The organism is Orlajensenia leifsoniae, assembly GCF_004570845.1.
GTDB classification, from domain to species: domain Bacteria; phylum Actinomycetota; class Actinomycetes; order Actinomycetales; family Microbacteriaceae; genus Orlajensenia; species Orlajensenia leifsoniae.
The window spans coordinates 745,649-760,633 of the sequence record NZ_SPQZ01000001.1 but is presented as its reverse complement, the minus strand read 5'-3'; the positions used below and the strand labels follow the sequence as shown (position 1 = coordinate 760,633).

Annotated in this window: 15 protein-coding genes; 5 read left to right on the top strand and 10 right to left on the bottom strand. The window is 69.7% G+C overall.

The window, feature by feature from the left end:
• Positions 1-129 precede the first annotated feature (129 nt).
• Positions 130-1,362 (top strand): serine hydrolase domain-containing protein, encoded by a 1,233-nt coding sequence (locus E4M00_RS03730; RefSeq protein ID WP_135119121.1) that lies wholly within the window; start codon positions 130-132, stop codon positions 1,360-1,362.
• Positions 1,363-1,381: 19 nt separating this feature from the next.
• On the opposite strand, the gene E4M00_RS03725 is transcribed toward E4M00_RS03730, so the two are convergent.
• Together E4M00_RS03725 and E4M00_RS03720 are read right to left on the bottom strand one after the other, a co-directional pair.
• Complete coding sequence (locus E4M00_RS03725; RefSeq protein WP_135119120.1) at positions 1,382-2,554, bottom strand: MarP family serine protease; 1,173 nt, start codon at positions 2,552-2,554, stop codon at positions 1,382-1,384.
• A gap of 111 nt (positions 2,555-2,665) precedes the next feature.
• Positions 2,666-3,076, bottom strand: coding sequence for a VOC family protein (locus tag E4M00_RS03720; protein ID WP_135119119.1), 411 nt, complete (start codon positions 3,074-3,076; stop codon positions 2,666-2,668).
• 160 nt (positions 3,077-3,236) lie between these two features.
• On the opposite strand from E4M00_RS03720, the gene E4M00_RS03715 reads away from it, so the two are divergent.
• Positions 3,237-6,659 (top strand): DEAD/DEAH box helicase, encoded by a 3,423-nt coding sequence (locus tag E4M00_RS03715; RefSeq protein WP_167756814.1) that lies wholly within the window; start codon positions 3,237-3,239, stop codon positions 6,657-6,659.
• Positions 6,660-6,692: 33 nt separating this feature from the next.
• On the opposite strand, the gene E4M00_RS03710 is transcribed toward E4M00_RS03715, so the two are convergent.
• Positions 6,693-7,160, bottom strand: coding sequence for an SRPBCC family protein (locus tag E4M00_RS03710; protein ID WP_167756813.1), 468 nt, complete (start codon positions 7,158-7,160; stop codon positions 6,693-6,695).
• A gap of 76 nt (positions 7,161-7,236) precedes the next feature.
• On the opposite strand from E4M00_RS03710, the gene E4M00_RS03705 reads away from it, so the two are divergent.
• Positions 7,237-7,701 carry a winged helix-turn-helix transcriptional regulator gene (locus E4M00_RS03705; RefSeq protein WP_135119116.1) on the top strand — a complete coding sequence of 155 codons (465 nt, stop codon included), beginning with the start codon at positions 7,237-7,239 and terminating at the stop codon, positions 7,699-7,701.
• Between the two features lie 53 nt (positions 7,702-7,754).
• Here E4M00_RS03705 and E4M00_RS03700 read toward each other — a convergent pair whose 3' ends face one another.
• The 5 genes from E4M00_RS03700 to E4M00_RS03680 form a co-directional block, all read right to left on the bottom strand.
• Positions 7,755-9,245, bottom strand: coding sequence for a glycosyltransferase family 39 protein (locus tag E4M00_RS03700; protein ID WP_135119115.1), 1,491 nt, complete (start codon positions 9,243-9,245; stop codon positions 7,755-7,757).
• 113 nt (positions 9,246-9,358) lie between these two features.
• Entirely contained in the window at positions 9,359-10,162 is an 804-nt protein-coding gene (locus E4M00_RS03695; protein WP_135119114.1) for a lysophospholipid acyltransferase family protein, read from the bottom strand.
• A gap of 120 nt (positions 10,163-10,282) precedes the next feature.
• On the bottom strand, positions 10,283-10,963 hold the full coding sequence (locus tag E4M00_RS03690) for an alpha/beta hydrolase family protein (RefSeq protein ID WP_135119113.1): 681 nt from the start codon (positions 10,961-10,963) through the stop codon (positions 10,283-10,285).
• Between the two features lie 122 nt (positions 10,964-11,085).
• The gene (locus E4M00_RS03685) at positions 11,086-11,658 is read right to left on the bottom strand and encodes a YceI family protein (RefSeq protein WP_240036815.1); all 573 of its coding nucleotides are present in this window, start codon (positions 11,656-11,658) and stop codon (positions 11,086-11,088) included.
• A 97-nt stretch (positions 11,659-11,755) separates the two neighbouring features.
• Positions 11,756-11,947, bottom strand: coding sequence for a hypothetical protein (locus E4M00_RS03680; protein ID WP_135119112.1), 192 nt, complete (start codon positions 11,945-11,947; stop codon positions 11,756-11,758).
• Positions 11,948-12,117: 170 nt separating this feature from the next.
• Between E4M00_RS03680 and E4M00_RS03675 the strand changes: the two genes are divergently transcribed.
• Positions 12,118-12,771, top strand: coding sequence for an NADPH-dependent F420 reductase (locus E4M00_RS03675; protein ID WP_135119111.1), 654 nt, complete (start codon positions 12,118-12,120; stop codon positions 12,769-12,771).
• Between the two features lie 34 nt (positions 12,772-12,805).
• Here the strand turns inward: E4M00_RS03675 and E4M00_RS03670 are convergent, their stop codons facing one another.
• Together E4M00_RS03670 and E4M00_RS03665 are read right to left on the bottom strand one after the other, a co-directional pair.
• Entirely contained in the window at positions 12,806-13,093 is a 288-nt protein-coding gene (locus E4M00_RS03670) for a DUF1905 domain-containing protein (RefSeq protein WP_056165423.1), read from the bottom strand.
• Between the two features lie 9 nt (positions 13,094-13,102).
• Complete coding sequence (locus E4M00_RS03665; protein ID WP_135119110.1) at positions 13,103-14,521, bottom strand: maltokinase N-terminal cap-like domain-containing protein; 1,419 nt, start codon at positions 14,519-14,521, stop codon at positions 13,103-13,105.
• 114 nt (positions 14,522-14,635) lie between these two features.
• On the opposite strand from E4M00_RS03665, the gene E4M00_RS03660 reads away from it, so the two are divergent.
• Positions 14,636-14,935 (top strand): putative quinol monooxygenase, encoded by a 300-nt coding sequence (locus tag E4M00_RS03660; protein ID WP_135119109.1) that lies wholly within the window; start codon positions 14,636-14,638, stop codon positions 14,933-14,935.
• The last annotated feature ends 50 nt before the right edge of the window (positions 14,936-14,985 follow it).

Below are 14,985 nucleotides of genomic sequence, written 5' to 3'. Positions count from 1 at the left end.
CTCCTCGTCGTGTGGGTGCTGCCGTCGAACCCGCCAGCGGCGCCGTGACTCCATGATGCCGCGTGACAAGCATACCGACTGCGCGGTATGCTCCCAAACGCATCACCACACCGACCGTGAGGAACCTCGATGACGAGCAGCTCTCCCACCGCAGCGCCGGCCGACGTCGCCCCCGACGCGTCCCCGGCCTCCGTTCCCGCTCCGGCCGCTGCGTCCGCCGCCGCACCGGCCCCGATCGCAGGCGTGGTCGATGACCGCTTCGAGGGTCTCCGCGACGAGTTCGAGCGCAGGCTCGCCACCGGCGAGGAGCTCGGCGCGTCGCTCGCCGTCGTGCTCGACGGTGAGCTCGTCGTCGACCTCTGGGGAGGATGGGCAGACCCGGATCGCTCTGTGCCGTGGGCATCCGACACCATCACCAACGTCTGGTCGATCTCCAAGACCGTCTCCGCGCTCGCCGTGCTGATGCTGGTCGATCGCGGGCTGGTCGATCCTGACGAACCCGTCGCCACCTACTGGCCGGAGTTCGCCGCGGCAGGCAAGGAGGGCGTGCTGGTGCGCCACGTGCTGATGCACACCTCGGGCGTGCCGGCCTGGGAGCAGCCGATCGTCGGAGCCGACATCCTCGACGTCGAGACCTCGGCCGCGCGGCTCGCGGCACAGGCTCCGTGGTGGCCCGCAGGAGCGGCATCCGGCTACCACCTGCTGAACTACGGCCACCTGCTCGGTGAGCTGGTGCGCCGGGTCACCGGCAGCAGCCTGGGCGACTTCGTCGCGAGCGAGATCGCGGGGCCGCTCGGCGCCGACTTCCACCTCGGCCTCCCCGCGAGCGAGGACCACCGGGTGAGCAACGTCGTGCCGCCGCCCGGCACGATCGACATCACGCAGTTGCCGCCCGACTCGATCCCGTTCCGCACCCTCACCGGTCCGCCGCTCGAGGCCGCGTTCACCTGGACGCGCGAGTGGCGCGCCGCCGGCCTCGGGGGAGCGGGCGGGCACGGCAACGCGCGGTCGGTCGCCCGCATCCAGAGCGTCGTGGCGCAGGGCGGCGAGGTCGACGGCATCCGTCTGCTCTCCGCCGAGACCATCGATCGCATCTTCGCCGAGCACACCGACAACGTCGACCTCGTGCTCGGGCTGCCGCTGCGCTTCGGTCTGGGCTACGCGGTGTCGAACCCGGCGAGCACCCCGACCATCCCCGAGGGACGGGTGGCGTTCTGGGGCGGCTGGGGCGGATCGCTCGTGATCGCGGACACCGAGCGCCGTCTGACCTTCGCCTATGTGATGAACAGGATGTCGCCGGGCATCATCGGCTCGCCGCGCTCCGACGCGTACACGGCGGCGGTGTACCGGGCGCTGGGGTAGGCGGACGGGCGGATGCCGCTCAGGCCGCGCAGGCGCCCGACGAGACGGTGTCGCTGAGGCCGGCCGCCGCCGCGACGACGGGCTGCAGCTCGCTGATCGCCAGCGCGTAACCCACGTCGTCGATGGCGGCCGACTTCGCGAACACGACGCCGATGACGGCGCCATCGGGGCTGAGCAGCGGGCCGCCGGAGTTGCCCTGGTTGATGTCGGCGGAGAGTGCGTAGACGTCGCGCTGGCCTGAGGCATCCGCCTTCGGAATCGTCGAGAGCTCGGCGATCGTGGCGGGCAGCGATACGAACGGCCCGCCGAAGGGGAAGCCCTGCACGGCAGCGGCCGAGCCGACGGTGGGGACGTCGCCGAGGGGCAGCGGCGAGGCGTCGAGGCCGTCGACCTCGAGCACGGCGAGGTCGGTGGCGTCGTCGAAGTAGACGACGCTGGCGGCGCGCGGCTGCTCGCCCGGTGCCTCGACGACGGGCTCGTCGACGCCGGCCACGACGTGGGCGTTGGTGACGACGCGGTCGTCGCTCACGACGAAGCCGCTGCCGGTGAGCGACTGGCCGCACTGGTAGGCGTTGCCCGAGACCCGCACCACCGAGGCGCCGGCCGTGGTGAGTGCGGGGGAGGCCGTGTCGAGATCGGCGATCGGGGGCACCGATGTCGGCGGCGCGATGGTGTCGATGACCCACGGCAGCGCGTCGTTCACGGTCGAGGCCCGCACGCCGGCGAGGAACGACTTCGCCGGTGCCGGGGTGAGCTTGTCGATGGAACTGAGGGTGGCGCTTCCGGCGATGGCCTGGGTCACGGGCGGGATGCCGAAGCCGCTGATGCCGCCGGCCACGGTCGTGAGCACGAGGGCCACGACGACGGTACTGGTGACGAGTCCGGCTGCGCGATCGATGGGGCCGAGCTTGATGACCCGTACGCCGCGGCTGAGCAGACGGCCGATCATGCTGCCGATGGCCTCGCCCACGACGAGCAGCAGGATGCCGCCGCCCAGCACGATCGCGATGCGCCAGCCGGGTGACGTCGTCCAGGTGGCGAAGACGGGCAGCAGCAGGTAGGCCGCGATGCCGCCGACGACGAGGCCGATGGCGGTGAACACGCTGCGGAGGAACCCGCTGCGCCAGCCGGAGACGGCGGCCGCGATCAGCAGGACGATCACGACGATGTCGAGAACGACGGATGCGGGCACAGGAACTCCTGGAGACGGTCACCGAGGCCGGGTGGCCATCCGCTCTACTCTGCGGCATCTCCCTCCCGTGGGGCTGGGAGGACGCTGCAAGCGTGCCGTGGGGAGCCGCTCCTACGCCGCAGCCTGCCCGATGTTGAACATCCAGTGGGTGCCGAAGCGGTCGGTGAGCTGACCGAAGGCGTCACCCCACGGCGCGACCTCGAGCGGCATCGTGATCGTCGCGCCCTCCGAGAGCGCCGCCCAGTAGCCGCGCAGCTCAGCCTCGTCCTGCCCGCTCAGCGAGACCGTCACGTTGTCACCGATCGTCAACTCGATCGCGTTCGGGGTGTCGGCGGCCATCAGGGTCATGCCGCCGGACTCGAGCTGGCCGTGCATGATCTTGTGCAGTTCCGCCGGGTCCTCGCTGGCGTGGAACTCCTCGTAGGTGCTCAGCGTGAGTTCCCCGCCGAAGACGGAGTGGTAGAACTCCAGCGCTTCCCGGGCGGTGTCTCGAAAGCTCAGATACGGGTTGAGAGTCGTCATGACGGAACCTCCCTGGTTCATCCTCATCGATGCCCACCATCATCCCGCCGTCCGCCCGGCAGCGCGAGGGGCATCTCGCCGGAGTCGGCGAAGCGTGCGGCCCCGATCCACACCACCTTCCCGGGTGCGACGGGCCCGAGGTTCGTGCGAGCATGGTCTGATGGCCATCGACAGCTTTCCCCGCGTGGAAGAGCTCACGATCGCGCGCTTCGTCGGCCCGCTCGCGCTCAGCCGTGGCCGCAACTACGCGCGCTCCGGAAACGTCGGCGAGCTCAGCTGGGACGCCCCGCAGCATCGCCTGACGGCATCCGTGCAGGGCAGCGATCCCACCCCCTATCGATGCTCGGTCTCCCTCGACATCGGCTCGGCCGGCCGCACCACGATCCTCGGGAGCACCTGCAGCTGCCCCGTCGGCTTCACCTGCAAGCACGCCGCCGCCGCCCTGTTCGCCGCGAACGAGGCAGCCGTCGCCGCCGCGAAGGTCGCCGTCGAATCGCAACGCAGCGCTGTCGGTGCCGTCGACGACGGCTGGCGCGGCGACATCGCGGCGCTCACGGCACAGACCCGCGGTGCGTCGACCGCCGGTTCCGCGTCAGGATGGACGGATGCCGCACGACGTGCCCCGAGCGAGAATCCGCTGGCCCTCCAGTTCGAGCTGCGCCAGCGGGTCGCCCGGCGGCGCGACAGCTGGCAGTCGCCGCGCGACGCCACGGCCGGCGATGCAGCCACGGTCGAGCGCCTCGCCGTGCGACCCGTCACGATGGGTGCCCGCGGCGGCTGGATCAAGGGAGCCCTGACCTGGCAGAACGTCGGCTTCCAGGGCGGCGCCGGTGGCTTCGATTCGCTCAAGGCGCGCTGGTTCGCCCAGTTCTCCGTGCTCAAGGGCCCCGTGCATGGCGGCTACCTGAACTTCGGCTCCGACTGGATCTCGCTCGACGACTTCGAGAGCAGCCTGCTCTGGGCGCTGCTGACCGATGCCGACAGGCTGGGCATCCCGCTGGTCGGATCGGGGCCGACTCCCACCATCCGCGTCGCCGGATCGGCATCCATCGGTCTCGATGCGCGCTTCGGGGCGAACGAGCCCGGAGCCGCGGATGTCGCGGCCGACGACGCTCTCACCCTCACCCCGTCCGTGCTCATCGACGGGGTGCCGCATCCCACGGACCAGGTGCGATTGATCGGCACCCACGGCGTCTACCACTACGACTTCGAGCACGGCGTCATCACGCTCGCCAGGCTCGGCTCGCCCATCACTCCGGAGCAACGCGCCGTCGTCGAGCGGCAGCGCCCGGTGCGGGTGCCGCAGCCCGAGGTGGCCGAGTTCCTCGAGTCGCACTACAGCGCCCTCGCCCGCACCCTCCGCGTCGTGAGCAGCGACTCCACCTTCACCCCGCCGCCGCAGAAACCGGCCACCCTCGTGCTCACGGCACGCTTCGAGGCCGGTCACGTGCTGCGGCTGCTCTGGGAGTGGTCGCTCTCCGACGGGCGACGTGCCCCGTTGTCGGCCCCCGACTCCGAGTTCCACGATGCTGAGGCCGAGCGTGCCGTCGTCGGCGTGGTCGAGGACATCCTGCACGACGACGTCGCCGGGTCGCTCGCGTTGGGCAACCCCGTCTCGAGCGCGGCGGTCACTCCGAGCTCGTCCGGCGGCCTGCGCCTGCGCTCCTCCGTCGTGTTGCGCACGCTCGATGCCGCCGAGTTCAGCGCGCGCATCCTTCCCGAGCTCGAGCGGGTCGAGAACCTGCACATCGACATCGTCGGCCAGCAGCCCGACTACCGTGAGGTGGTCGAGGCGCCGGTGCTCACCGTCAGCGCCGTCGAGACCGAGGAGAACGACTGGTTCGACCTCGGTGTCGTCGTCACGGTCGAGGGGCGCACGGTGCCGTTCGGTCCTCTCTTCACCGCGCTCTCGAACGGACGCAAGAAGCTCCTCCTCGTCGACAACAGCTACCTCTCGCTCGACCAACCCGTCTTCGAGCCGCTGCGCGAACTCATCGAGGAGGCCGGCACCCTCCCCGAGTGGGAGGCCGGCATCCGCATCAGCCGCTACCAGACCGACCTCTGGGACGAGTTCGAGGAGCTCGCCGACGTCAGCGAAGCCGCAGCGGCGTGGAAGGCAACGGTCGAGGGGCTCCGCGACCTCGGCGCGATCGAGCCGCTCGACGCCCCGGCGGGGCTCGCGATCGAGCTGCGGCACTACCAGCTCGAGGGGTTCCGGTGGCTGGCGTTCCTGCACCAGCACAGGCTCGGCGGCATCCTCGCCGACGACATGGGACTCGGCAAGACCGCCCAGACCCTCGCCCTCATCGCCCACGTCGTCGAGCAGTCGACGACGGATGCCGCGCCCTTCCTGGTGGTCGCTCCCACCTCCGTGCTCTCGAACTGGGCGACGGAGGCGGCGCGTTTCACGCCGGGCCTTAAGGTCGTCACCGTCGACGCCACCCAGGGCAAGACCGGCAGGCGACTGGCGGATGCCGCAGCCGGGGCGGACATCGTGCTCACGACGTATGCCATCCTGCGCATAGATGCCGAGGTCTTCGCCGACCTGAGCTGGGGCGGCCTCGTGCTCGACGAGGCGCAGTTCGCCAAGAATCACACGTCCAAGGTGCACCAGGCCGCTCGCGGCATCAGGGCTCCCTTCCGGCTGGCCGTCACGGGCACGCCGATGGAGAACAACCTCATGGAGCTGTGGGCGCTGTTCCAGATCGTGGCCCCGGGCCTGTTCCCCTCGGCGCGGCAGTTCACCGAGAAGTACCGGCGCCCGATCGAGGGCGATCACAACACCGAGCGACTCGCGAAGCTGCGCCGCCGCATCCGTCCCCTCATGCTCCGTCGCAGCAAGGAACTCGTCGCGCCCGAGCTGCCGCCGAAGCAGGAGCAGGTGCTCTCGATCGAGCTCGACCCCAGGCACCGCCGCATCTACGACACCCACCTGCAGCGTGAGCGGCAGAAGCTGCTCGGACTCATCGAGGACCTCGACCGCAACCGCTTCATCGTTTTCCGCTCGCTCACGCTGCTGCGCATGCTCAGCCTCGACGCAGCGCTCATCGACGAGGAGAAGTACGCGGGGGTGCCGTCGGCCAAGCTCGACGCGCTGTTCGAGCAGCTCGACGATGTCGTCGCAGAGGGGCACCAGGCGCTGGTGTTCAGCCAGTTCACGTCGTTCCTGCAGCGCGCGGCCGCCCGCCTCGACGAGCTCGGAGTTCCCTATGCCTACCTCGACGGCAGCACACGCTCGCGCGGACAGGTCATCGAGCGCTTCCGCGGAGGCGAGGCCCAGGTGTTCCTCATCAGCCTCAAGGCCGGCGGCTTCGGGCTGAACCTCACCGAGGCCGACTACGTCTTCCTGCTCGACCCGTGGTGGAACCCGGCCAGCGAGGCGCAGGCCGTCGACCGCGCCCACCGCATCGGCCAGGACAAGACCGTGATGGTCTACCGGATGGTCGCCTCGGGCACCATCGAGGAGAAGGTCATGGCGCTCAAGGCCAAGAAGGCCGAGCTCGTGAACTCCGTCATGGACGACGAGGCCCTGTTCAGCGAGTCGCTGACGGCCGACGACATCCGGGGGCTGCTCGAGGCATAGGGAAACCGATGCGGCCAGGCGTCGGGGGACCACTCAGCGATACAACTCCACCAGCTTGTCCAGCGACTCCTCGAGCCCCTGCTGAGACAGGGCGAGCTGCTCGTGCGAGCTGTACCCGAACTCTGTGACGGCCATCCTCGTGTGCTCGCCATCGAGTGGCTCGAATGTGATCACGTGCCGCACGTCGCGCGGGATGCGTGCAGCGCCGATGCTCGCCGGATCGATCGTCGTGCCACTCGCATCGGCGATGTTGTGCACGAACTCCAGCCGGGTCGGCTCCTCGACGACGGTGTAGCGCCAGGTGCTGTACAGCGCCGGAAAGCCGAGGTCCGGTGCACTCATGCAGACGAGCGACGTTCCGCCCACCGTCACGTCGAGGTCCGCGAGGGTGCAGGTGAACCCCGTCGGTCCCCACCAGCGACGTACGACTGCATCGTCGGTCCAGCTCCTCCAGGCCTCGGCTGCTTTCGCCGGGAGGACGCGCGTCACGGTGAGATCCATGCCGCAAGGATATTTCACTTCGATGATCGAAGTCAATATGCCATACACTTGAGCCGGCGAAAGACGAGGAGATTCGATGAAGCGTGCTGACGGCCGTTCGGACTGCCCGACCAACTTCACGGTCGAGGCGCTCGGCGACAGCTGGTCGCTTCTGATCCTGCGAGACATCCTCGCGCTCGGCAAGCGCAGTTTCGGCGAATTCCTCGCCTCCGACGAGCGCATCGGTCAGAGCGTGCTCGCCGAGCGACTCGACAGGCTCGAACGGACAGGACTCGTCAGCAGGAGCACGAGCCCCACGGATGCGCGGAAGCAGCTCTACATCGCGACCGAACGCGGTATCGACGTCATCCCGCTCCTGCTCGAGGCCGTGCGCTGGGGAGTCGGCGGCCTGCCTCCGGTCGGCGAGGACGATCCGTGGATGCAGGTGCTCCAGGTCGACCGCGGCGACCTCATCGCTGCGTGGCAGCGATCCGTGCGCGCCGGTCGTTCGCTCTTCGGCGACGGCGGCGCACTCGAGGATCTGGCCGCGGCAGGCGCCTGATCGGCCCGAGCTGCCGGGGAACGGAGTGCGCGCGGCGCACAGACCAGCTCCCGTCAGTCGAGGTGCGCGAGCCGCGGCCAGAGCTGCGCCCACGACGCCCGCATGCCCGTGCACAGCCAGATCGGCACGCCCTGCTCCTCGTTGTCGACGTCCACCCCGTTGTCGAGGGTCGCCCGCTGATCGCAGGAGTCGAACGCCGAGCGCACGGCCGGGCCGATGTCGCCGACGAACACGGCCGCGGCGGCATCGTCGGGGGGTCGCGCGCGCTCCCAGAGGGCGTTGTGGCCGCTGTAGACGGCGTCGTCGATTCCGGCATCCGGCCCGTAGCGATCGATCGCACCGGCCTCTCCGTAGTTGCTCGTCACCACCACGGGCTCGGCACCCGACTCTCGCACGACCGTGGCGATCTGCTCGACGTACGTCGGCCACCCCACGGTGTCGCCGACGACCTGGTTGATCGCGGGCACCGGGGTCGCGCCGAGTGCGGCCAGCGGGGCGAGGGGCAGGGCGATCAGGGCGGAGACCACCCCGTTCACGGCGACGGCTGCCCAGACGATGACGGTGCGGGAACGCGAGACCATCCAGTCGGCCACGGGAACGCATCCGATGGCCATGAGCACGCTCAGCAGCCCGAGCGGGTAGTAGAACTGCGCGCCACCCGCGATCGTCGCGGCGACGACCACCCCGAGCGCGACGGTGAGGAAGCGGAGGTCGCGCCAGGCCGGCCGCCTCAGCAGGGAGACGATACCGGTCACCCAGATCGCGACCAGCGGCGGGCCGAGCAACAGGAACAGGAAGGGCAGCACCATCGGACGAACCTCGCCGCCGTTGGCTGCGCCGAGGGCCGCTCCCATCTCGAGTTGCGGCCATCCCGTGATCGCCTGGTAGAGCAGGTTCGGCGCCGCGACGACGAGCGCCACCGCCACGGCGACCCAGAGCAGGCCGGACCGCAGGATGCGCCAGGGCCCGAACACCAGCACGCCGACCATGAAACCGAGCACGAGCATGCCGACGAGTAGCTTCGTGTAGGTCGACAGGCCGATCACCAGTCCGGCGACGAGCCACCAGCGCGGGTCGGTGCGCAGGATGGCGCGCACAGTGAACAGGCAGACGAGAGGCCAGACGACCAGGTCGACGGATGCCGACAACAGCACGTGACCGAACACCAGCGGAAACGACGCCGTCACCGCGGCCCAGGCGCTGAGGGCCTGCGCTCGTCGGCCTCCGCCGACCTCGCGGGTGACGAGGGCGAGCACGAGCACCGCCGCGACCGCTGAGAGCGTCGCCGGGATGCGCAGGGCCCACGGCTCGTCGACGACGCCGGTGATCAGGCGCGCGAGAAGAGGTGTGAGCGGTGGCTGGTCGACGTAGCCCCACGCCGGATCGAGCATCCGGAAGTACAGCTCGTCCCGGTGGAATCCGTAGAGCTGGCTCGACGCGGAGAGGATGGCGGCGAGGATCGCCATGGCGGCGATGACCGGACCGCGCGCGAAGGCCGGGACAGGCGGTGCCTGCGCCCTGACGGCTGCCTCGACCTGCGGCATGCGCCCCAGAGTAGCGTCAGCCGCGACAGGCCGGAATCACCAGGACAGACCGATCGGGCCTGTGCGAACCCGGTACGCGCGATGCGGCCTGTACCCGGCGGACGACCGGGGTCTCAGCGCTCGGCGCCGGAGCCCGGTGTCGTCGTCGATGCCGCTGCCCGGGCGGCTCGTGCCGCATCGCGCGCCTCGTCGGCCGCCTGGGCCTCGGCCACGGTGGGCGCCGTTCCCCCCAGGTGCTGCGGCTGCCACCACTGGCCGGCTCCGCTCACGGGGTAGCTGGTCTGCAACTCGTCGACCATGCGCTGCATGACGGTGCGCAACTGCTCCGTCGCCACGCGCGGGTCGTCGTCGGCGTGCGCCGTGATGGGCGCGCCGAAGGAGAACGACACCGGAACGCCGAAGCGCTCGAAGAACTTGACCTTGCGACGCTTGGTCATGAGGCGGTGACCGCCCCAGACGGCCACGGGGATGATCGGAACCCCGGCCTCGGCGGCGAGCCGCACGGCGCCGGTCTTGAACTCGCGCACCAGGAACGACGCGCTCACGCCGGCCTCGGGGAACACGCCGATGAGCTCGCCGTTGCGGAGGGCGCTGACGGCGTTCGCGTAGGCCGCCGCACCGGCCTGCATGTCGACGCTGATGTGACGCATGCCGCGCATGAGCCAGCCGACGACGGGCTTCTGGAAGACGCTCTTCTTGGCCATGAAACGCACGCGACGGTGGGTGCTCAGCCAGGCCACCCACTCGGTGAGGGCGAAGTCGAGGTAGCCGAAGTGCGTGATGGCGATCACGGCGCCGCCGTCACGAGGCAGGTTCTCGATGCCGGTGACGTGGCGTTTGAGGCCCCAGAAACCGAAGAGACCCCGGCCGGCTGCGATGGCCGCGTTGTAGATGGGCTCGCTGGGGCGCTTCGTCATGGCATCCAGCGTAGGGCTTCAGGCTGAGCGGCGTCGGGGAAGTACGACCCCTTGACAGGCGCGCACTCCGGCCTTGCCTGAGAAGACCATGTCATGATGCGAGCTCCGGATGCCGCAGGCCTATGCCTGCGCGCGTATGTACTCGGCGACGGCCGGCGCGAGCGACGCCCCGATCACGTCGGCCGGACGTTTGTTGCCCGCAACGGCGAAGTCGTGGGTTCCCCCCTCGATCCACTCGATCGATGCGTTCGGCCCGATGCGCTCGACGACCGACTCCAGCAGCTCGACGCTGATGAACGGGTCGCGGGTGCCCTCCACGAACAGCATCGGCAGGGTGAGGCCGTAGAGGTGCGCATCGCGGATGTTCTCCGGACGCCCGGGCGGATGCAGGGGGTAGCCGAGGTAGACGAGCCCGGCCGGTTCCATGCCGTCGGCCACGGCCATCGAGGCCATCCGGCCGCCAAAGGACTTGCCCGAGGCCCAGACCGGCTCGTCAGGCGCGCCGGCGTCGGCCGCCCGCTGCCGGGCGAACGCCAGCGCGGCGCGCCAGGCGGCGATGGCTGCTGGGGCCCGGTCGGGGAAGCTGCGGCCGGCCTCGCGGTAGGCGAAGTTGAAGCGCAGCGTGGCGATGCCCGCAGCGTTCAGGGAATCAGTGAATCCGACGAGGAACGGATGCTCGAAGCCAGATCCGGCTCCGTGCGCCACGACGAGCGTCGCCCCCGCGTCCTCGGGTCGCGCGTAGGCGCCGGACACCGTAGTGCCGTCGAAGTCGATCGTGATGGACTCGCTCGCGCTGGACATGCGTTCCATCATGCCCGTGACCGGCCGGCGACGGCATCCGGAGACTGCATCCGGAGACAGAGAAAGCGGGCGACACCGGGTGAACCGGTGCCGCCCGCTCGCGAGCTGGAAGAGGGGTGAACCTACTTCTGCAGAACGACCTGGATCTCGGCGTTCAGGGTGATCTCGTCGCCGAGCGTGAGGCCGCCGGCCTCGACGGCTGCGTTCCACGAGACACCGAAGTCGTTGCGGTTGAACTTGGCGGTCGCCGAGGCGCCGGCCTTGGTCTGGCCGTAGCCGTCGGTCGTGACTCCGCCGAACTCGCCCTTCAGGGTGACGGGCTTGGTGACGCCGCGCAGGGTCAGGTCGCCGGTCACGGTGAAGTCGTCTCCGTCGATCGTGATGTCCTTGGCCGCGTAGGTGGCGGTGGGGAACTCGTCGACCTTGAAGAAGTCGCTGGTGCGCAGGTGCTCGTCGCGCTGAGCCTGGTTCGTGTTGACCGAGGCCACCTCGATGGTCGCGTCGATCGTGGTGTCAGCGGGGTTCTCCCCGGTCACGATGGTCGCGTCGAAGTTCTCGAAGGAGCCGCGCACCTTGCTGATGGCGAGGTGGCGCACCGAGAAGGAGAGCTCCGAGTGGGCGGGGTCGAGCTTCCAGGTGCCGGCGATGTACTGGGGGTGAGTGGTCGTGGTGTCCATGCTGGGGTATAAGTCCATGCATCTGCATGTTATTCCCGTTCCCGGGAAATTGTTTTCGGGCGCGACGACGACCCGAGCCGCTCTCGCTCGCCGAGACCGCGGTCAGGCGGTCGCGCTACTCGTCGTCGGGCTTCACCGCGTCGAGTTCGGCCGGGTCGGCTTCGGGGGCGTCCTCCTCCGGATTGAAGTGGGACTCGTCACCCACGCCCACGCCGATCCCGCCGGGGTGATTGGGGATCGTGCCATCACCGCCCAGACCGTCCGGCTTCACGTCGCCCTCGGGGTTGTTCTTCGCCTCGTCGTTCATGACAGCACCTCGCATCTCGTGTGGCTTCCAGCCTGCGCCGCCACGGCATCAGTTTCATGGCCTTGACTTCACAGGAAGCGGCGTCGACTGTCGGCGGGCAGGGTGTCATCCGTCGTCATGATCAGCTGTGAACGGGAACAAATGGCGCCGGGGGCGTCTTGGCTCTCATCATGACGACAATCGGAATCATCGGAGCAGGACACATCGGCAGCCAGGTCGCCCGCGCGGCCATCACGGCGGGCTACGACGTGGTCATCAGCAATTCACGCGGACCGGAGACCCTGGGCGATCTCATCGCCGAGTTGGGGCCGAAGGCGAAGGCCGCAACGGCGACGGATGCCGCAGCCGCGGCCGACATCGCCGTCGTGACGGTACCGCTCAAGGCCCTGGGTGCGATCCCCGTCGAGCCGCTCGCCGGCAAGATCGTGATCGACACCAACAACTACTACTTCGAGCGCGACGGCCGCATCGCCTCACTCGACGACGGCATCGACACCGTCTCGGGCCTGCTGCAGGCCCACCTCCCCGAGAGCCGCGTGGCCAAAGGCTTCAACCACATCGGCTGGGCTGACATCACCACGGACGGCACCCCCGCCGGCACCGAGGGCCGCCGCGCCCTCGCCACTGCGAGCGACTTCGACGACGCCGCGGCGTTCGTCACGAAGCTCTACGACGAGATCGGTTTCGACACCGTGAACGTCGGACCGCTCTCCGAGAGCTGGCGCGTCGAGCGCGACCAGCCGGCCTACGTGGTGCCGCAGACCCGCGAGGAGCTCGTTGCGAACCTGGCCAGGGCCGAGCGCGCGACGGCTTCGGCCGCGTAGACGGCTCCCTCGCCGAGGGCCGGTCGACGTCGGGTCAGAGGTCGAGAACCTCGAGGTCGACCGTCACGTCGTCGTCGGGCTCGATGCCCTCGGCCGTGCGCACGGCCTTCTTGACCGGCAGCACGTAGGTGCCGCCGGACGGGAAGATCGACGTGCTCCAGTCGGAACCACCGACCCGCACCCGCACCTTCACGGCTCCGAAGCCGCGCACCATGCGCGGCACCTCGGCGATGTCGGCGCCCATCTCCTCGGGCAGGCTCACGAAGTACCAGTTGGCCTGAGCCTCCCACTCCCAGAGCGGCGCGGTGAAGGAGAATCGCATGCCTCGACGCTACAGGCGCCCGCCGACCTCGACCGGCTTCGGCATCCGTCCCCGCGAGAGCAGGCGCTCGATGGCGATCAACGGGATCGGCGCCCAGGTGGGCCTGTTGCGGGTCTCGTAGACGGCCTCGTAGATGGCCTTGTCGAGTTCGAACGCGTCGAGCAGCTGGCGGTGCTCACGCAGGTCGTTGCCGGATGCCGCGATGTAGCCGTCGACGAAGGCGCGACGGGCGTCGTGCGACCAGGCCTTGAGGTCGGAGACGCGGCGCTCGGGATGATCGGCCTTGGTCGAACCGGCCACGTAGTCGAAGGAGCGCAACATGCCGGCGATGTCGCGCAGCACGAGATCGGGCTGGTCGCGTTCGTTCATCGGACGCATGGGCTCGCCCTCGAAGTCGAGCAGAACCCAGCCGCGACCGGGAACCTGCAGCACCTGACCCAGGTGGAAGTCCCCGTGGATGCGCTGCATCGACGGCCACGGAACAGCCTGGGCCGCTTCGAAGACGGCCTCGATCTCGGACCTGTGAGCCGCGATCTCCGGCACCTCGGCCAAGGCGATCGCCAGGCGCTGGTACCAGCTCATGGTGACCGCCACCATGTCGCCCGGGCTCGAGGGCCGCGTGGGGAAGAGGTGCGAGAGCGAGCTGTGCACGACGGCCGTGGCCACGCCGAGGTCGTGCGCCTGGTCGCTGAAGTCGTCGCCGGATGCCGCTGCGTCGAGTGCCACGCGCCAGGCGTCCTGCACTCCCGGGAGGAACTCCTGGGCGAAGGCGAGGTGGCCGCTGGCTCGTCCCGATGAGCGACCCACGTCGTCCCATTCGCCGGTGATGTGGCCGATGCTGCGCGGGACGTGCGGCGACCCCGACTCGGCGAGAGCCGTCTGCAGCGTGACGTCGGGGTTCTCGCCGTGGTGCAACTGGCGGAACACCTTGCAGATCACGCTGGCCCGATCACCGGTCCCCTCGTAGATGATCGAGGTGTTCGACTGCTCGCCGCTCAGCACCGTCGCGGTCATCGACGCGTCGTCGAGGCGCGGGTTGTCGGCTCGTGCTGCGGGAAGCGAGCTGTGCCCGACGGCGTTAACGGCATCCGGGATCGCCGTCTGCTCGCCGACGATCATGCGCAGCAGAGCCCGGGCGTAGACCGGATCGTGCGGCCCGTCGTACACGTACTCGCCGGAGTCGATGCGCCCGATGAGCCTGTGACCGCCGCCGGGCAGCAGCGACTGCCGCAGCGTGACCGGCACCTGGTAGAGGGTCGCCGGACGTGCGGCGTCGTCCATGAGGAGCAGCGTGCGCACGCGCACGCCCTCGGTATCGCTCGGCAGCCCCCACGCGCCCAGACGGCGCAACTGCGGCACGCGGCCCTTGCCGCCGTACCAGCGTTGCCGCGTCATCCAGTCCGTGAGGCACGCCATCGTGCTGTCCATACTGCGACGCTAGGGGCGCCGGCCTCCGCTGTCGAGGGGTTGCGGAGACCGACGCCCGCCGGGACCCGGCCGAACTCCTCGGTCGAAGCGAGCCGACGGGCGCGAAGATGGAGCATGACCTACGCGAACATCGGCACCCTCGGTGCCCGTCCCGGCCGGCGCGACGAACTCGTCGCCCTGCTCACCCGTCCCAGCGTCGAGTTGCGGGAGGTCGGATGCCTCCTCTACGAGGTGGGCGTGAACGATGACGAACCCGACACCGTGTTCGTCGCCGAGCTCTGGGAGTCGGAGGAGTCGCATCGGGCATCGCTCCGGCTCGCGTCGGTTCAGGCCGCCATCGACGAGGCCCGACCGCTGCTCTCGGGCGTGATGGGGGGAACGGCCTTCTCCGTCGTCGGATCCCCTCTGCGCTGAGACGGATGCCGTCCCGGCGCTGGACAGAGCGCTCGGTGCTGTGATGATAG